We start from the raw sequence: 18,875 nt of genomic DNA on the forward strand, positions 1-18,875 counted from the left end.
TCACAAACTATAGCAACTGCGAGATATCGATATAACAAGGGAGTAGCGGTTAATGATTGACGATGAAGAACTACGCAATATTTTTAAGACTACCAGTGAAGAACATTTGCAGAATCTAGATGCGGGAATACTACACCTGGAAAAACATCTGGATGACCAATCCCTGTTAGAAGAATTGTTGCGTGAGGCGCACTCCCTAAAAGGGGATGCCAACATGCTCGGAGTCAAAGATATTGGGACGTTGGCACATCAGGTTGAGTACGTATTGACCCAACTGAAACAACATCAAATCACCTTTTCACAAGAGTTGGGCGATCGCCTCGCTCAGTGTATTGCTGCTATGTATCGTCTCGTCCACGAGGCAGTGACCGGAGAGCCAGTAGGCGTAGATGCATTTCATGTCCTGGCAGTATTGATGGGCAGTGAAACAGGGCAAGCCGTACAGAAAGAAATCAAAACAGTAGAAACCGTTGAGAACGTTCAGGAAGTAGAAGAAGCCAAGGAAGAGGAAGTTACAGAAGTTAGAGAAGTTACAGAAGTTAGAGAAATTGCAGAAGTTGCAGAAGTTAGAGAAGCAGACGAGGTAACAGCAACCCCAGTAGCAACAGAACCTTTATCCCCTCCATCCCCTCTCCCCCTCCACCCCTCCACCCCTCCACCCTCCCAATCCCCTGCCTATCGCATCGAAACAATTCGCGTTCCGACTCGCAGTTTAGACAACCTGATGACTCAAGCGGGGGAACTAACCGTTACCAAAATTCGGATTGCCCATCGTCTATCTGAAATTGAGGCGATCGCCACACTTTGGGATGAATGGAGCCGTGACCTAACGGGTAATCGTCTCTCTGGCAATAGACAACAGGACAACGGAGCGACCAGCAACAGCGCATTTGAACCTCGCCATCGGTCTACCGATCGCTTGCAACGCATGGAAGCTCTGGTCAACCGTCTCAGGGATGCGCTCTACGAAGACACCAAACGGTTAGAACTGATCAGCGACAAATTAGCCGAGGGCATATGCACACTAAGGCTGTTGCCACTATCAACCATCTTTAATGTGTTTCCTCGGATGGTGCGCGATTTAGCACGGCAAGAAGGCAAACAGGTTGAGTTAGTAATTGAAGGCGGAGAAACCCATGCCGACAAGCGCATTCTAGAAGAGATGAAAGACCCATTGATGCATTTGCTTCGCAATGCGGTAGATCACGGGATTGAGTCTCCAGCCCAGCGCGAACAGTTAGGCAAACCTGCAACAGCAACAATTTGCCTGCGGAGCTATCAAACCCCAACCCATATCGTGATTGAGATTCAGGATGATGGGCGTGGACTCAATCTGGAGCAGATTAAGCAAACGGCATTAAAACACGGACTGTGCCGAGAAGAAGATCTCGCCATGATGACCGACAGCCAGATTCAGGCCCTCATTTTCACACCGGGATTTTCTACGGCTCCACTGGTAACGGAAGTTTCAGGTCGTGGGGTTGGGCTAGACGTTGTCCAAACCAATGTCGAAAAATTTAAAGGAAGCCTCCAGGTAGAGTCTAACCCAGGGCAGGGGTGCCTTTTCCGCATTCAGTTGGGTATTACATTAGCCACTGCCCATGTTTTGATCGTGCTGATCAATGGCACACCTTACGCCATTCCGGTCGAGTTTGTTCGCACTGCCTGTCTGGTCGATCGCAATGAAATCTTTACCCTGGAAAATCGCGAAACTATTGTTCGTGAAGGGCAACCTGTCTCGGTAGCATGGTTAGCTGACCTGTTAGAACTGCCAGCAGCCAATAGTTCGCCCTCTACACCAACCGCAAAACAGCAGTTTGCGTGTTTGCTGTTACAAGTCGGACAGGAACAACTGGGCGTATTGGTGGATGCCGTGATTGACGAGCAAGATGTCGTCATTAAGCCTCAAAGTCAACTCCTCAAACGGGTTCGTAATGTCTCTGGGGCAACTATTCTGGGAACGGGTGAAGTGTGCATTGTGCTCAATCCCCAGGATCTGATTAAATCTGTTCAACGGCGTGTAGTAAAGCTGCCCCGTAGCAGCCCATCCTCCACACCTGCAACGCCTCAATTAGCTGCAACCAAACCAACCATTCTGTTAGTGGAAGACTCGATCGCCACTCGCACTCAAGAAAAACGGATGCTAGAAACCGCAGGTTACGAGGTGATTACAGCCGTTGATGGCAACGATGGATTTAACAAGTTGCAGTCCAATCCAGTTGATGCAGTCATTTCCGATGTGCAAATGCCAAACTTAGACGGATTACAACTCACCGCCAAGATTCGTCAACAGCGCGAATATAATGAGTTACCCATTATTCTGGTTACCTCTCTTGCTAGCGATGAAGACAAACGCCGAGGTGCAGAGGCAGGAGCAAATGCCTACATTACCAAGAGTAGCCTGAATCAAAGCATCCTGGTTGAAACCTTGCAACGCTTAATTTAGTCGGTAGGCTACCCTTAACTCAGCGTGCCATAACCTCCCTCTACCTCATTTATTCCAATGCCTGCCTCCCCCATCGCCGTACTGCTTGTAGAAGACTCCCCTGTGGCTCTCATGATCCTCAAGCGCATCTTAGCGGGTTCATCCGAAATTGAGGTTGTCGGAGTAGCTCAGAATGGGATTGAGGCGTTGGAGATGATCCCCAAGTTGCAACCCAAGGTCATCTGCACTGACTTAAACATGCCTAAAATGAGTGGGTTAGAGTTGACTCGCAGAGTCATGGCAGAGTGCCCTCGTCCAATTTTGGTCATCAGTGCCTCGGTCGATCAACAGGACGATGCTCAAAACGTCTTTCAGCTTTTACAGGCGGGTGCTTTAGATGTTTTTCCAAAACCGACGGTGGAGCTGCTGTCAGAATACGAACAAATCAAACATGAATTAATTACCAAAATTAAGATCATTGCGGGTGTTTCAGTATTTACTCAACATCCAGGAATGAGAAATAAAGAGTTAGTGATTAAGAATTCTAAAAGACCTGAAAATGAAGAATTAAACCCTCATCAGGTCAACCCCTATACATTTTCTAATGTTCGCTCAACGCTCCCCAGAGTGATTGCGATTGGTGCGTCCACGGGTGGACCTCAAGCTCTGTTTACGATTCTAAAATCTCTACCTGCTAATTTTCCAATACCGATTTTGTGTGTTCAACACATCAGCGTTGGATTTTTAGATGGGTTGGTGGGGTGGCTCTCAACCGAGTGTCAGTTACGCATTGTGATTGCTCGTGCAGGTGATGTACCCCAGCCCGGAATCGTGTATTTTGCTCCAGACCATTACCATCTGCAACTGGATCAGCAGGGGCGGATTGCTTTATCCAGTGATGTTCCTGTCTCTGGGCATCGTCCTTCTATCAGCATGACGTTTCAAGCAGTAGCCAATTATTATCGACAAGCGAGCCTTGGTATTCTATTGACTGGAATGGGGCGAGATGGAGCCGAAGGATTACTGGCGATCGCCCGTGCAGGTGGAACCACAATTGCACAGGATGAGCAAAGCTGTATCGTGTTTGGTATGCCCAAAGAAGCGATCGCCCTCGGAGCCGCTCAACAGATTCTACCCATTGGTGAGATCGCTCCTAAGCTGCTCAAACAGTGCTTGAGACAGTAAATTTCCGAACCACCTGCCGGAGTTGCTCGGCGTCAAAGGGCTTCGTCAAATACTCGGTTGCGCCTGCTAGATGCCCCTGAACCCGATCAAAGGACGTATCTCGCGATGTCACCATCACCACCGGAAGCTGCTGAAACTGCGGCAAATTGCGGATGGTACGACAAAACTCCAACCCACTAATACCAGGCATTGTCACATCGAGCAGCACAACTGCAATCGAATTGTGAAACAACATCGACAACGCATCCACCGGACTGTCAGTTACTAAAACTGAGTATTCTGGTTCTAAAGCGCGTTTAATTAACTGGTGAATGATGGTGCTATCGTCTACAGCCAAAATGGTAGGAGTTTTCATTGACATCGTCCTCATAATCCTTGTTCAACCGATGCAGGTAGCGGCTCAACGGGAATTTGAATCCAAAATTCCGTTCCCTGTCCCACTTGAGAAGTGCATTTCAACAATCCCTTGTGCTTTTCCACCACAATTTGATAACTAATCGACAGCCCTAAGCCTGTCCCTTTACCAACTGGCTTTGTTGTGAAAAATGGGTTGAATAATTTTTGTTGAACTTCTTCTAGCATTCCCATTCCGTTATCTCGAATGCGAATAACCGCATGTGGTACAGGAACTCTACACATTAAATCTTGATCGAGACTCTCTGTAACCGCACAACTCATCAATTCTGTGCTGATGGTGATGGTGGGAGCATCCGTCACCTCATCTAACGCATCGATCGCATTACTCAAAATATTCATAAATACCTGATTGAGTTGCCCTGCATAACATTCGACCAGGGGCAACTCTCCGTACTGTTTGATAACTTGAAGGCTTTGCCCCAGGCTGTTTGTCTTCAATCGATTGCGCAAGATCAGCAGCGTGCTGTCAATCCCTTCATGAATATTGACAGGCTTCATGTCTGCCTCATCCAGACGCGAGAAGTTACGGAGCGATCGCACAATTTGATAGATCCGCTCTACGCCGACCTTCATCGATGAGAGTAACTTCGGCAGATCATCGGTGATAAACTCCAGGTCGATTGCGTCAGCTTTGTCTTGAATCTCTGGACAGGGTTCAGGGTAGTAGTGTTGGTAGAGTTTGAGAAGTTCTAAAATGTCTCGAATATAGTCGCTGGCGTAGTTTATATTGCCGCTAATAAAGTTCACTGGATTGTTAATCTCATGAGCGACTCCAGCAACCAGTTGCCCTAAGCTTGACATCTTCTCATGCTGTACCAGTTGCGCTTGAGTTTGTTGTAATCGCTGCAAGGCGTCGGTGAGGTATTGTGCTTGAGTTTGCGCTGCAAGAGCCGTGGAGCGCGTTTGGGCAAACAGTTCTGCCTGGTCAAGGGCGATCGCCAACTGATCGGTCACAGCCCGTAGTAACTTCACTTCGCTCTCAGTCCACACCCGTGCATTGTCTCTTTGGCTGCACACGATCGCCCCAAACTGCCCAGAATAGGTTCTCAACGGCAGTACCAAAACAGAGCGAATGCCTAAATCTGACAACAGCGTTTGAGTAGTGGATGCTAAATGGGGAGCAACCCGAACATCATCAATCTGCAAAATCTTCAGGTTTGCGATTGTATGGGTTAGCAACAGGCTATATTCATCAGGCAGTTTATCAATGAGACTGGGCAACTCAGCCAGTTTTGCTTCATGAGTGACGGTTAAGTGAGATTGCCCCCCACTCGGCAAAGACCACAAAAACAAACAGCGATCGACCTGTAACAGATTGCGAATCTCATTGACAGACGTTTGTAGGATGGTATCCAGGTCAAGGGAATGGCGAATTTGATTTGCCAGGTTCAGCAGAATGGACTCATGCTGGCTCAACGACTCTCGTTCTACAAATTGTTGCTGCAACTGATGCAGTTTTGTTGTGACCTGTCGAAATTCAACGGTTCCTCGTCCAAGCTCTAACTGAGTCATAACTTGATGGCTCAAGGTTTTCAAGGCTCTCAGTTGTTGTTGGCTTAACTGACGGGGAACATAGTCCAGCACACAGAGCGTTCCCAGGGCAAAGCCTGCTGGGGTAATCAACGGGACACCCGCATAGAAGCGAATTTGTGGATGTTCGGTCACCAGGGGATTGTTTGAGAACCGCTCATCTTCCAGGGTATTTGGCACGACAAAGACATCTGATTGCTGAATCGTCTGATCACAAAACGCAATGTGCCGTGGCGTTTGGGAAAGGGTCAACCCGATGTTGGACTTAAACCACTGGCGATCGCAATCTACAAAGCTAATCAGGGCGATCGGAGCCTGACAAATCTCTGCTGCCAGCAGGGTTAACTCATCCAATTTGGAATCAGTCGGTGTATCTAACACCTGATATCGGTACAACTCCTTTAAGCGAGCCACTTCATTCTGTAAGAATGCCTTTTCAGTGGGGGTGCTCCAGTTAAAGTACTCCGTTGAGCTCAACCCATTATGCTGTTGATCTCTCACAGCAATACTAATTCTGAATGCCGAGTCCGGGGTCAGATTTTCTTGTAATGTATCCCCGTCCATAATTTTTCTATCTATAGTTGATCCACCTCTATACTGAGCTAAATCAAATTAAGCTAAGTAGGTGATTTCTACTGATTTTGTGTGTACTTTAACGTTACTTTGCAACAAATTACAGTGATTTTTGGATATAAAACATTACTTTCTCGCCCGCTTGCGCGATCCTCACACCTTAGTACAACTCGTCGTAAATAAGGGTGGGAATCTGGGGTGCAGGGGTGGAACCCCTGGCTAGGGGCGCAGCCCCCTGGTTTTATTTCCAAACCCTATCTATGAATAGCAGTACTTAGAAAAGAGTTTGCAGATTTATTCAATCCACGCTCCTGAGCCGATCGCCTGCTACTACTCCGCTTGCTTCTATGTCTCAATCCTTTCCACAATACAACAGTGGATTAGGTAACTCCGATGCAATGACCCGATTAGCAGGCAGCGTGACTTCAAACGTAGCACCCTGTGACGTATTGTTGCTGACCCCAATGCTGCCTTGATGAGCTTCCGTAATCATCTTGCAAAAAGCCAATCCTAAGCCGATCTGCGTGACACCAGGCATGGGATTGCCAATCTCGTATTTCTCAAAAATCTTTTGCTGAAACGCTTGCGAGATCCCTGGTCCATTGTCAACCACCTGAATGCTGACCTCACCTGAAGGCAAATAGGTTGCTCGTAAAACAATCTTGCTGTGTCGGGGTGAAAACTTAATGGCATTTGAGAGTAAGTTGTCTAACACTCGACGGAACATAGCAACATCAACGATGATGCTGCCGTGTTCGGGCAATTCACTCACCAATTCTAATTTTCGTTGCGTTGATATCGCCTCAAACCCTGATAGGGCAGACAACATAAGCCATCGCAGATCAACCTCGGTTTGATTAAGATGGAGTTGACCAGACTCCATTTTGGCAATCATCAGTAGATCATCAATCAACATCTGCAACTGTTGCCCAGCAAGGCGCACTCTTGATACTTTTATAGTTTGCTCGTCTAGTGATAGGTCTGGATCTGTTAAGGTGTCCAGCCCAAATAAGACGCTGGTTAGCGGGTTTCTCAAATCGTGGACAATCATATTGACCATGTCTTCCCGTAATTGCAGCACCCTTTGCAAATCGTCATAGTGTTGCTTGACTCGCAGGAGCGACTGGACTCTGGCTTGCAGTTCGATTGCGTTAATCGGTTTACTCACAAAGTCGTCGGCTCCAGCATGGAGACAGCTTGCCAGGTCTGATTTTGTATTTAGTGATGTCACCATCATGATGGGAACAGCATGCCAACGGGGGATTGCTTTGATCCGCTGACAGGCTTCAATCCCGTCCATTCCAGGGATCATCACATCGAGCAAGATCAGGTCGGGGTTGTAGTGATCCAGTGAGGCGATCGCTTCTTCTGCCTGAGCAGCATAATGGAGTTGATAGTTTTGATGACTGAGGATGGTTTCAATGACATCAAAATTATCAGGTTCGTCGTCAATCACTAGAATAGATGGAAGTTTCATAGATCACTCTGATTGCTTTGGGTTGCAGGTTCGTTCAATGCCAAAAGGGTTTGAATGACGGTTGTCAGGTGTTTCAGTTTGACGGGTTTGGTCAAATAATCGTTCGCTCCGGCATCGAGGCAACGATCGCGGTCATTCTTCATGGCAAGGGCAGTCAGGGCAATGATGGGGATATTGGCTGAGTTTGGATGACAGCGAATTTGCCGCATTGCTTCTAGACCGTCTATTCCTGGCATTTGAATGTCCATCAGAATCAGATCGGGATTTTCAGATTGCGCCACGGCGATCGCCTCCTGTCCATTCTTCGCAAGCAAAACTCGGTAGTCTTTAGCTTTTAGATAACTGGAGATGGAATTAATGTTGCCTTCGTTATCTTCTGCTAACAGGATGAGAGAAGACTTGGGTTGATTGATTTGACTGGACTCGACCGTGGTTCCAGGTTGTATCTCACTCTTCGGAAAGGTTGTAGACACTTCACAGGGAAGCGTAATCGCAAAACAACTTCCCGATCCCACTTCACTGGTGACACTTACCCGCCCACCGTGAAGCTCGACAAGTCGTTTAACCAGAGCCAACCCTAGTCCTGTGCCTTCATACTTACGATTGAGCGCACTATCAATCTGAACAAAGGGTTGAAACAGTTTATTGAGATGGTTTGGAGCAATACCAATACCCGTATCAGTGACCGCGATATGCAGGAGGTTTTGAGAGAAACTGTTAGCATCATCGGCAGCCATGCTCCCTGGTTGATAATTGGCTTCAAGGATAATTCTGCCCTTTTCAGGCGTGAACTTAACCGCATTCGTCAGCAGATTGATAAGAACCTGACGTATCCGTCGTTCATCGATCAACAGTTCAGGCAGATTGGGTGCCAGCTTGATCTCTAAGTGAATGTGTTTTTTTAATGCTTGTTGTTTGATAAAGGCAAGGCTCGATTTACACAACGGAGCGATCGCCGTAGGGAAACAATCTAGTTCTAACTGACCCGATTCGATCTTGGCAACATCTAAGATGTCGTTGATTAACTCTAACAAGTGAGATGCACTGCGCTCAAGAGTTTCTAAAGCTTGCGCTTGTTGTGGATTGACATCACCAAACACACTCTCCTGTAAGCCCTCAGTCATCCCTAGAATGGCATTGAGCGGAGTCCGCAGTTCGTGACTCATGTTCGCGAGAAACTCATCCTTCAAGCGGGTTGCCCGAGCCAACTCTTCATTAGAAACGGCGAGTTGTTGGTTGCGCTCAGTCAATTGCTGTTGTGCCTGTTGTCGTTCTGTTAGTTCCTGTTGCAACTGTTCAAACAAACCCGCCTGTTGAATGGCAACAGCCAATTGATTGGCGATATGTTGCAAGAGTTGGGCTTCAGAGTCGTGCCAGACTCGCTTTTCTCGGCAAGCGTGAACGACCAGAATGCCCCAGAGTTTGTTGGTTTCCCAGGGAGCAACCCAGCGATGGTTTTCGCCACTGCGGATGTCTTGCAGAATGGGGGCAACAATCTTGGACTGAATTTGCCCTTCAGTGGAATAGTCAATCAGGCAATTCGTCCAGATATCATTCATAACATCGGGAACGATTCGGGGAATGCCCTGCCAGTAGCAGTCGAGAATATCCTGCGACCATGTCTCGTTGTCCCAATGGCGATTTTTTAATGGAACTAATCCATCCGATACCGCTTCCTCAACAATTTGACTGCAACCATCTGGAAAAAGCCGAAAAATGATGACGCGATCGCCTTGCATCACGTCTTTGACCTGCCGAACCACCGTCGCCAGGATCTCATTGAGATCCAATGATTCTCGAATACGCTGAACAATTGCCCCCAGAGCTTGTTGTCGTCTGAGTTGCAGGGCAATTTCTGCCTCTGCTCGTTGCCGCACCATTAACTCAGATTGAATCTGGTCGTAAAGACTCGCCTGTTGAATGGCGATCGCCAACTGGCTAGCCAATTGCTGGGTCAACTCAATCTCAGAGGGTTGCCAGTGGCGAGGAGCAGCACATTGATGGATACACAATAATCCCCACAACTGCTCCCCTGACAACAACGGCATGATCAGGTTGGCACGCACTTGAAACTGAGCCAGAATATTGCTATGGCAGGGTTGTAAGCCGCTGGCGTAAATATCATCAACTGCCTGAAAGCGACCTTTGGCATAAAAATTGGAATAGTTTTTGCCAAAGCAATGGTCATGCACTTGAATCGTAACAACAGGAGAAAACCCTTCGACGACGGATTCGGCGACAAATTCACCATCGTCAAAGTGGGAATCGGGACGGAACTTAAAGATAGCGACCCGATCCGCTTGCACAACCTGGCGAATTTCGTGGCAGGCGGTTTCAAAGATGGTTTGTAGATCGAGGGATTGGCGAATTCGCTGCGTGATTTCCCGCAACAATGTTTCCCGCTCGATTTGCTGACGGATCTGAGCTTCACTCGTGTGGAGTGCATCCGTTCGTTCTGTCACCTTACGTTCTAGCGATTGATTCAGTTCTTGTTGAGACAATTCCAACTGTTTGCGCTGACCAATATCCTCAGTGAAGATAATAATTCCACCGATTTCATGAGTTCCTGTGAACCAGGGATGGACTTCCCACCGGAGCCACTGTTGAGTGCCATCGGCTCTGATCAACAAATCCTCATCACAGGTTTCGATCGCCCCCGCTAAACATCGTTGATGAATTTGTCGCCACTGCTCTGAAGTTTCAGGCACGAGGTCATAGTGCGATCGCCCCAAAATAGAGCTCAATGAACCCAACTGATATTCATCAATCCACCGTTGGCTTGCCATCACACACCGCATTGACCGATCCAGCATGATGATGCCAACGGGAGCATATTGCACAAATAGTCGGAGGAGAGCTTCACTCTCTTGTAGTTTGGCTTCAGCCTGTTTGCGATCGTGCAGTTCCTCTCGCAGTTGAATGGCTTGCTCTACCTCCAAACACAACACCTTTGTTTCCAACTGTTGCACGAGAGTGTGAAGATTGAGCGGATTCAACAGGTGTAACAGAGCTATTTGGGTAATGAGCCCGACCAGGCAGTTCTGTTCATCCACAACGGGTAAATGGCAGATACCGTGGTGTTCTAACAAATGAAGGGTGACAAAGACATCGGTCAAGGTAGACTCAGGCAAGATCACAACAGGCTGAGTCATTACCTGTCGCACCGGGCAATCCAGAGAGAAGTTCTGAAAGATCAGGCGCGTAATATCCCGTTCGGTCAAAATGCCGACAACCTGCCTGTCTTCTACCACCACGATACAACTCGATCGCGCCTCTAAATAAAGTTTCTCCGATTGCCAACCCTGGGCGTGAGAATCACCGCATCCTGAACGGGCAGTGCTCATCTGGGCGATCGCGGCGGCTACTGGCGCATCCGGTGAGATAACCAGAGGATCTCGGAGAATGGCAGATTTTACTTCTGCCGATTGATAAATTGGGTACATGACACGAGTGGGATCGGTGGAGCGAGAACCTCTCTCAGTGTTCCCTACAGTATTGAAGAAGCTCTATATGGCAATGAATCTTTTTGTCATGCCTATTTAAGTGGTCATACCTTTTGTTCGTCCGTCTTCTGGCTCTTGTTCTGCATTGCAGCCAGCAGGCTCAACGTACTGGTTACCTGATTGACTGACAAAAGTTCTGAAACCCTTGATATTCCCTGCTGTGGCTGGCGAACGGAATTCGCGCCTATCCGATCGAAGTCCGCCGACGCGGACTACGGAAAATTAAGGTTTGACGAACCGACGCAGGTCGGTTTTGCTCTTATAGCGGCAGTTTCAATCGCCAAGCATCAAAGATTTGTCAGGCAGTCAGACTGGTTACTCCTCTAAGGGAGAGGGATACAGGATAACTGTGAGGAAACGAATCGGGAGTTCAACCAGTTGTTCGGGACCATGGGGCACATCTCCCCGAAAGGTAAGCGAGTCCCCCGGTTCCAGCAAGTAGGTATATTGTCCGTGGCGATATTCCAATTTTCCCTCCAACATATAGATGAATTCGGTGCCGGGGTGTTCAAAGGTGGGAAAAACCTCTGAGGCATCGTTCATCGTAATCAGAAAGGGTTCAAACACTTTTGTGGGACCCTGGTCGTATGCCAGCAGGTGATAGGTATGCCCCAATCTGGTGCCCCGGCGCACGACCTCCATGCCGTTACCATTCTTAACCAGTTGAGCACCCCCCTCCGGAATGTTGTAGTTACGAAACAAAGTGGACAGCGACACGCCCAGGGCACCCGCCAGTTTGGAGAGAGTTTCTAAGCTGGTGGCAGTTTGAGCATTTTCAATTTTGGACAACATGCCGCGTGAGATGCCGACCTGCTCGGCAACCTCTGCGATCGTCAACCCATGATTTTGGCGAATTTCACGAATCGTATTCCCCAGATATCGCTCTAGAGAATGGTCTGCGATCGCCTGTTCACTCTGGTTTTGGGTCATACCTATCCTCGTAGTCATGAATCATGACAGGAAACTTTGTTGACACACATGAATCATATATTGCACTATTATTCATGAAAGTGTCCTGATTAGGAATTTTTGAGGTGTCATCTGTCAGACGATATCGATTGACGTTGTCCTGCCCCGATCGCGTTGGGGTCGTGGCGGCAGTGAGCACGTTTGTTGCTAGCCATCAAGGTTGGATCTTAGAGGCGCAGCACCACGCCGATCAAACCGCTCAACGATTCTTCATGCGGCAAGAGATTTTGGCAGAGTCGATTCCCTTTGGATTGGATGAGTTTCGTCGGCAGTTTGAGGCGATCGCCCAAAAATTCAACATGACCTGGCAAGTCACCGACTCAGCCCAAAAAAAACGAGTGGTGATTCTTGTCTCCAAATCAGAACACTGTCTGTATGATTTGTTGTCTCGCTGGCAAAGCGGCGAATTGGATATCGACATTCCCTGCGTCATCTCCAATCACGACACGCCACGTCGCTTTGTCGAGTGGCATGGCATTCCCTTTCACTATGTGCCCGTCACACCAGACACAAAGCAGGAAGCGTATGACAAATTGATGCACCTGTTTGAGTCGGTACAGGGCGATGTCATGGTGCTGGCACGCTATATGCAAGTGCTCTCGCCGGAAGTGTGCGATCGCTATCCCGGACGCATCATCAACATTCACCACTCGTTTTTGCCGTCGTTTATCGGTGCGAAACCCTATCATCAAGCCTATGAGCGAGGCGTGAAGCTGATCGGCGCGACCTGCCATTACGTTACCTCTGAACTCGATGCCGGACCCATCATCGAACAGGATGTGATTCGCATTGATCACTCTGACTCCGTGGAGGATTTGATGCGTTACGGCAAAGATATTGAAAAGACTGTGTTAGCAAGAGGGTTGCGCTATCACGTTGAAGATCGGGTGCTCGTACATGGCAATAAAACCGTTGTATTTCGCTGAATTATTTTGCTAAATGGGTTTCGTTAAGGGGTGTTGAGGAAGTAAAGTATGCCGTTGCCATTGTTGAAGTTTGCGCTATCGAAAGAGTATCCCGAACCTCGCATGTTTCGTCAGCGCGATCGCCTCAAATCGAGCTACGATGCGGTGATCATTGGTGGGGGAGGTCACGGATTAGCGGCGGCCTATTACCTGGCGCGAGATTATGGCATGACCAATGTAGCCGTCCTGGAACGCGGCTATCTGGGAGGGGGAAACACCGGACGCAACACGACCATCATTCGCTCCAATTACCTCACTCCCGAAGGAGTAAAGTTCTACGATGAGTCGGTGCGCTTGTGGCAGGACTTGTCGGAAGACTTTGACCTGAACCTGTTCTACTCCACGCGCGGACACTTCACCCTGGCGCATACTGACTCCTCAGTGCGAACCATGCGTTGGCGTGCCGAAGTCAATAAGCATTACGGGGTGGATAGCGAGTTGGTGGGTCCGGATGAAATTCAAGCAGCTTGCCCTCATATGGATCTGCGTTGTGGCGGACATGCCCCCGTTTTGGGGGCTCTTTATCATGCTCCGGGGAGCATTGCCCGTCACGATGCCGTCGCGTGGGGCTATGGGCGCGGAGCCGACCAGCGAGGCGTTGAGATTCACCAACAAACGGAAGTCTTGGGCATTACGGTGAAATCCGGTCGCGTCACCGGAGTGCAAACCAGTCGAGGCGATATCGAAACGCCTAAAGTCTTGTGTGCCGTCGCAGGTTTTACGCCACGTGTATTGCAGATGGTAGGGTTGCGATCGCCCCTTTATGTGCATCCGCTGCAAGCGATGGTTAGCGAACCAATGAAACCCTGGCTTGACCCGATCATCGTCTCCGGTAGCCTGCACGTTTACGTCAGCCAGACCGCACGGGGAGAACTGGTAATGGGAGCCTCCCTCGACCCCTATGAATTGCACTCTACTCGCTCCACCTTTGACTTTGTTGAAGGGTTAGCGGCACACATGCTGGAGCTATTTCCCTTTTTGTCCTACGTCAATATCGTGCGGCAGTGGGCAGGCATGGCCGATATGACGCCTGACTTCGCCCCCATCATGGGCAAAACTGTGATTGAGGGCTTTTATCTCGATGCGGGTTGGGGTACCTGGGGTTTTAAGGCGACTCCCGTTTGTGGCAAAACAATGGCTTATACCGTGGCGAGCGATCGCAATCACGAACTCATTGAAGATTTCTCGCTCGATCGATTTGCCAACTACGAGTTGTTAGGCGAAAAGGGAGCCGCATCGGTTGGACATTAAAAAAGAAAGAAAAAAGAAGAGAGAAGAGAGAAGAAAAGAAGGATAAACGATAAAGGATGAAGGATAAAAAAGAACCATAGGCAGGGAAAGTAGAGGCGCGATTTATCGCGTCTGTAGAGAAGAGAGAAGAAAAGAAGGATAAACGATAAAGGATGAAGGATGAAGGATAAAGAAGAAAGATCGCTGTCAATTAATGATGCTCCACAACAAATAACTATCAACTATTGACCATTAACAACTGACTTTTAACCACTGACTATTGACCATTGACCACTGACTATTGACTTTTAGCAATGAAACTGATGACGTGCCCGGTGAACGGAACAAGACCGATTTCTGAATTTGTGTGTGGAGGTGAGTTTCGTCCAATGCCTGATCCACAAACGGCAGACGATGCCACTTGGGCAGATTACGTGATGCATCGCAATGGGGCACCCACAACAAAACGGGAATGGTGGTGTCACACTCCCAGCAACACCTGGTTTATTGCCGAACGCAATACTGTAACCGATGAAGTGGTGCGTACCTATTTGTTGGGTCAGGAGGCCGCATGAGTTATCGTCTACCTCCCGTTTTGGGTGAATGGATCGATCGCACTCAACAAGTCTCATTTACCTTTGAGGGTACTCGTTTCACAGGCTATGCAGGGGACACCATTTCGTCAGCCCTGTGGGCAGCAGGGCAACGCATTCTGGGACGCAGTTTTAAGTACCATCGTCCACGCGGCATTTTAAGTGCGGCGAATCATGATGTGAATACGCTGATGCAGTCGGGGCAACGGCTCAATGTGCGGGCAGATGTGACGCCATTAGGAGCTAATCCTTCCGCTGGAAGTCCCCCTTCTCAAGGGGGATTTAGGGGGATCTCTAGAAGTCAGCTAGAGGCGTTTGATTCCCCCTTCCCCCCCTTAAAAAGGGGGGAATTAGCTGGAAGTCCCCCTTATGAAGGGGGATTTAGAGGGATCTCTAGTGGACAGTCAGATATGGAACTGTCTGCTGTCAACACAGTGGGCGGTGTGGTGAGCGATCGCGCCAGTATCATCAATGCTTTCTCCCGTTTTTTACCCGTTGGCTTCTACTACAAGGCGTTTCACTCCAAGCGATTTTTTCCCTTCTGGGAGCGGATGATCCGCTCCATGACTGGGTTAGGACGGGCTGATGTCAACACGCCTCACATCCGCACTGCCAAACGCTACGACTTTTGTGATGTGCTGGTGATTGGAGCAGGTGTCTCTGGGATGACAGCCGCACTAACAGCCGCAGAAGCGGGTGCTGATGTGGTGATCGTGGATGAAAATGCACACGCTGGCGGATCAGGAGGCTATCAACGTGGTGGAACAACAGATCGCTTTGAGCGAGTGACGGAATTGCAGGAGGCGATCGCCACTCACCCTAACATTCGGCTGTACACCAACACGCAAGCCGCAGGCTACTATGCGGATCACTGGATTTCACTCGTGCATCGCGATTACCTCTCCAAAATGCGAGCCAAAACAGTGATTGTGGCTAGTGGAGCTTACGAGCAACCTGCTGTATTTCGCAACAACGATTTGCCGGGAGTGATGTTAGCATCTGCCGCACAACGGCTAATCTACCGCTATGCGGTGAAACCAATGCATCGAGCAGTGGTCTTCACCGCTAATTCTGATGGCTATCGTGCTGCCTTAGACTTGCTATCGCAGGGAATTGCAGTGCAGGCGATCGTAGATTTGCGTCACGATTCATCTGCCCCCCTTTCTAAGGGGGGGTGGGGGGATCTCCTCAACCAAATCCGATCGCACAACATCCCCATCTACAACGGTTATGGCATTTACGAGGCAAGACCCAATCCCGGTGGGGATGGCGTTTCCAGTGCCGTGATTTGCCCCATTGATGCCGACGGTAAACCTCAAACCAGCGCACAACAAGCGATCGCCTGTGATGGCATTGTTATGAGTGTGGGCTGGGCACCTGCGGCAAATCTGCTTTATCAAGCGGGAACCAAAATGCAGTTTGATGCTCAGGTGCAGCAGTTTGTGCCTGAGGTATTGCCTGATGGAGTATTCGCTTGCGGGCGGGTGAATGGGGTCTACGGATTTGAGCAGAAACAGGTCGATGGACAACGGGCAGGATTAGCCGCAGTAAAGCATTTGGGGTTGGTTCAGGAGGTGGGAAATCGCGTTGTTCTACGCGGTGATGAGTATGGCATGGCTCCCTCTCATCCCTGGGCGATCGTGCCCCATCCAAAAGGTAAAGAGTTTGTCGATTTTGACGAAGACCTGCAACTCAAGGATTTTTACAACGCTGCCCAGGAAGGCTTCGACAATATCGAACTGTTGAAACGCTATACCACAGTGGGGATGGGTCCCAGTCAGGGCAAGCACTCCAACATGAATGCCCTACGAATTCTGGCACGAATTACCGGACAGACGCCCGATCAGGTGGGTACAACAACCGCTCGTCCGTTTTTCCATCCGGTGCCGATGTCACACCTGGCAGGGAAAGGCTTCACCCCCGAACGGCACACGCCCCTGCATAGTCGTCATGCGGCGTTAGGTGCTCAGTTCATGCTGGCGGGTGTCTGGCGACGACCCGAATATTACCGTCAGGCTGGAAAGAGCCGTGAGGAGTGCATTCGAGCGGAGGTGAAAGCTGTTCGTACAGGCGTCGGCATTATTGATGTGGGAACCCTCGGCAAAATGGAATTGCGCGGCGCAGGTGCCACAGAATTGTTAGAGCGAGTTTACACCGGACGATATGCCAACTTGAAGGTGGGGATGTCGCGCTATGCCTTGATGCTCGATGAATTGGGTGTGGTCATCGATGACGGGGTGATTGCTCGATTGGGAACCGATCGCTTCTACTTCACGACGACTACCTCTGGAGCCGCTAATATCTACCGCGAGTTAGCTCGGCTCAATACCATGTGGCAACTCGATTGTGGCATTGTCAATGTAACGGGAGCACGAGCCGCCGTAAACTTGGCAGGCCCTCGTTCGCGGGAGGTGCTCAGCCAACTGACCGATCTGGATTTGTCGGCTACCGCATTTCCCTATCTGGGCGTACGTCAAGCCGCGATCGCCGGAATTCCTGCTCTCCTGATGCGCGTCGGGTTTGTCGGGGAGTGGGGCTACGAGATTCACGTGGCGGCAGAGTCGGCTCCTGCCCTGTGGGATGCCCTGATGGAAGTGGGTGCTGCCTTTGGCATCCGTCCCTTTGGCGTGGAGGCACAGCGGCTACTGCGGTTAGAGAAAGGACATCTGATTGTGGGGCAAGATACAGACGGCTTAACGACCCCCTTTACGGCGGGTCTGGAGTGGGCAGTGAAGCAAGACAAACCATTTTTTATCGGGCAGCGCAGTTTGCAGATTGTCCAATCTCGTCCGGTGAAACAGAAGCTGGTGGGGTTCATGCTGGCTCCCGATTTTAGCGGAACGGCTCCGCAGGAGTGCCATCTGGCGATCGCCCAGGGAGAAATCGTCGGTCGAGTCACCAGTATCGCCTTTAGCCCCACACTCGATCGCTACATCGGGTTGGCATACCTGCAACCGGAACTGGCAACAGTCGGTAATTCCTTCACGATTCGTTTGTCGGATGGTTCGTTAGTCACCGCGACCGTCAGCCCAACTCCGTTCTACGACCCAGAAAATCTGCGACAAAAGGAACTCGTTCCCCAACGGCAGGAGGTGCCAGTGTGAACTACAAACTTCAAACCCCTCTCCGACTCAGCCCAATTCACGATCAATTGCAATCCCTCAAGGGAACCTGGCGCGAGATCAACGGAATGCCTGTACTAACCACAGTACCTGCAGTAGATGGAAACTTACCAGTTGCGATCGCTGACCTTTCCTATCTAACCCGCTTTGGGGTAAAGGGATCAGGGGCGATCGCCTGGTTAGCGCAACAGGGCATTCCCATTCCAGCACAACCCAATTCCTGGTGTGAACTACCCAATGGTGGCATCGTTGCTCGACTAGGGATGACAGAGTTTTTGATTGAGGAAGGTGCCCTCCTACCCCCCCAACCTTGGGGGGAACTAGAGCCTCAAAGTCCCTCAGAATTGGGGGATTTAGGGGGCAATGGTTCTGACGAAAGTCCCCCTTTTCAAGGGGGATTTAGGGGGATCGAGGATTTAGGGGGTAATGGTTCAGATCCCCCCTTGCCCCCCTTCAAAAGGGGGGAGTTAGAGTCTGAAAGTCTCCCTTTTCAAGGAGGATTTAGGGGGATCTCTGCTGGGAAGTTGGAGCCTCCCGATCTGCCACCCCAGGTTTACCCCGTCCTGCGTCAAGACCTGGCGATCGCTCTCTATGGCACCTCCGTCCAGGAGTTATTGCTGCAAACCTGTAGTTTTAACTTTCGAGCGTTATCCCTGTCTGATCACCCAGTGGTGTTGACCTCAATGGTCGGGGTGTCTGTCACGGTCATTCCTGGCGATCGCGATGGCATACCCCTCTACCGCATCTGGTGTGATGGCACCTTCGGCGCGTACTTCTGGGAAACCCTGGTGGCGATCGCGCAGGAGTTGGGAGGCGGAGTGATTGGAGTAGGACAGATACAAAAAATGAAGGAGAAACGCATTAATCGCGTTTCTCCTGGGTAAAA

12 protein-coding genes are annotated in these 18,875 nt (G+C 49.7%); 7 read left to right on the forward strand and 5 right to left on the reverse strand.

Annotated features, from left to right (window positions below):
- Window positions 1-52 precede the first annotated feature (52 nt).
- Window positions 53-2,446, forward strand: coding sequence for a hybrid sensor histidine kinase/response regulator (locus H6G89_RS00505; protein WP_190503098.1), 2,394 nt, complete (start codon window positions 53-55; stop codon window positions 2,444-2,446).
- 57 nt (window positions 2,447-2,503) lie between these two features.
- Entirely contained in the window at window positions 2,504-3,610 is a 1,107-nt protein-coding gene (cheB, locus tag H6G89_RS00510) for a chemotaxis-specific protein-glutamate methyltransferase CheB (protein WP_190503100.1), read from the forward strand.
- On the opposite strand, the gene H6G89_RS00515 is transcribed toward cheB, so the two are convergent.
- The 5 genes from H6G89_RS00515 to H6G89_RS00535 all read right to left on the reverse strand — a co-directional run bounded on the left by H6G89_RS00515 (window position 3,588) and on the right by H6G89_RS00535 (window position 12,040).
- Window positions 3,588-3,965: a response regulator gene (locus H6G89_RS00515; RefSeq protein WP_242059767.1), complete on the reverse strand. Its 378-nt coding sequence runs from the start codon at window positions 3,963-3,965 to the stop codon at window positions 3,588-3,590. The two genes, cheB and H6G89_RS00515, sit on opposite strands and share 23 nt — an antisense overlap.
- An 11-nt stretch (window positions 3,966-3,976) precedes the next feature.
- The gene (locus H6G89_RS00520) at window positions 3,977-6,058 is read right to left on the reverse strand and encodes a GAF domain-containing protein (protein WP_190503104.1); all 2,082 of its coding nucleotides are present in this window, start codon (window positions 6,056-6,058) and stop codon (window positions 3,977-3,979) included.
- A 424-nt stretch (window positions 6,059-6,482) separates the two neighbouring features.
- Window positions 6,483-7,607: a hybrid sensor histidine kinase/response regulator gene (locus H6G89_RS00525; RefSeq protein WP_190503105.1), complete on the reverse strand. Its 1,125-nt coding sequence runs from the start codon at window positions 7,605-7,607 to the stop codon at window positions 6,483-6,485.
- Complete coding sequence (locus tag H6G89_RS00530) at window positions 7,604-11,050, reverse strand: GAF domain-containing protein (RefSeq protein WP_190503107.1); 3,447 nt, start codon at window positions 11,048-11,050, stop codon at window positions 7,604-7,606. The genes H6G89_RS00525 and H6G89_RS00530 overlap by 4 nt, the downstream gene beginning before the upstream one ends.
- A 375-nt stretch (window positions 11,051-11,425) precedes the next feature.
- Window positions 11,426-12,040, reverse strand: a complete 615-nt coding sequence (locus H6G89_RS00535) for a helix-turn-helix domain-containing protein (protein ID WP_190503109.1) — start codon at window positions 12,038-12,040, stop codon at window positions 11,426-11,428.
- Window positions 12,041-12,144: 104 nt separating this feature from the next.
- Here H6G89_RS00535 and purU point away from each other — a divergent pair, with 104 nt between their 5' ends.
- From purU to H6G89_RS00565, 5 genes are all read left to right on the forward strand, one after another.
- The gene (gene purU, locus H6G89_RS00540) at window positions 12,145-13,005 is read left to right on the forward strand and encodes a formyltetrahydrofolate deformylase (RefSeq protein WP_190503111.1); all 861 of its coding nucleotides are present in this window, start codon (window positions 12,145-12,147) and stop codon (window positions 13,003-13,005) included.
- A gap of 48 nt (window positions 13,006-13,053) precedes the next feature.
- The gene (locus tag H6G89_RS00545) at window positions 13,054-14,295 is read left to right on the forward strand and encodes an FAD-dependent oxidoreductase (protein WP_190503114.1); all 1,242 of its coding nucleotides are present in this window, start codon (window positions 13,054-13,056) and stop codon (window positions 14,293-14,295) included.
- Between the two features lie 293 nt (window positions 14,296-14,588).
- Entirely contained in the window at window positions 14,589-14,849 is a 261-nt protein-coding gene (locus tag H6G89_RS00550; RefSeq protein WP_190503116.1) for a sarcosine oxidase subunit delta, read from the forward strand.
- Window positions 14,846-17,971: a 2Fe-2S iron-sulfur cluster-binding protein gene (locus H6G89_RS00560; protein ID WP_242059768.1), complete on the forward strand. Its 3,126-nt coding sequence runs from the start codon at window positions 14,846-14,848 to the stop codon at window positions 17,969-17,971. The genes H6G89_RS00550 and H6G89_RS00560 overlap by 4 nt, the downstream gene beginning before the upstream one ends.
- The gene (locus H6G89_RS00565; protein WP_190503118.1) at window positions 17,968-18,873 is read left to right on the forward strand and encodes a hypothetical protein; all 906 of its coding nucleotides are present in this window, start codon (window positions 17,968-17,970) and stop codon (window positions 18,871-18,873) included. The genes H6G89_RS00560 and H6G89_RS00565 overlap by 4 nt, the downstream gene beginning before the upstream one ends.
- Window positions 18,874-18,875: the final 2 nt, after the last annotated feature.

The sequence above is a fragment of the Oscillatoria sp. FACHB-1407 genome (genome assembly GCF_014697545.1).
GTDB lineage: Bacteria > Cyanobacteriota > Cyanobacteriia > Elainellales > Elainellaceae > FACHB-1407.

Excerpts from the sequence above, each read along its gene's own strand:
- H6G89_RS00505 (WP_190503098.1), top strand. The coding sequence starts at position 53 with ATGATTGACGATGAAGAACTACGCAATATTTTTAAGACTACCAGTGAA.
- cheB (WP_190503100.1), top strand. The coding sequence starts at position 2,504 with ATGCCTGCCTCCCCCATCGCCGTACTGCTTGTAGAAGACTCCCCTGTG.
- H6G89_RS00515 (WP_242059767.1), bottom strand. The coding sequence starts at position 3,965 with ATGAAAACTCCTACCATTTTGGCTGTAGACGATAGCACCATCATTCAC.
- H6G89_RS00525 (WP_190503105.1), bottom strand. The coding sequence starts at position 7,607 with ATGAAACTTCCATCTATTCTAGTGATTGACGACGAACCTGATAATTTT.
- H6G89_RS00530 (WP_190503107.1), bottom strand. The coding sequence starts at position 11,050 with ATGTACCCAATTTATCAATCGGCAGAAGTAAAATCTGCCATTCTCCGA.
- H6G89_RS00535 (WP_190503109.1), bottom strand. The coding sequence starts at position 12,040 with ATGACCCAAAACCAGAGTGAACAGGCGATCGCAGACCATTCTCTAGAG.
- H6G89_RS00545 (WP_190503114.1), top strand. The coding sequence starts at position 13,054 with ATGCCGTTGCCATTGTTGAAGTTTGCGCTATCGAAAGAGTATCCCGAA.
- H6G89_RS00550 (WP_190503116.1), top strand. The coding sequence starts at position 14,589 with ATGAAACTGATGACGTGCCCGGTGAACGGAACAAGACCGATTTCTGAA.
- H6G89_RS00560 (WP_242059768.1), top strand. The coding sequence starts at position 14,846 with ATGAGTTATCGTCTACCTCCCGTTTTGGGTGAATGGATCGATCGCACT.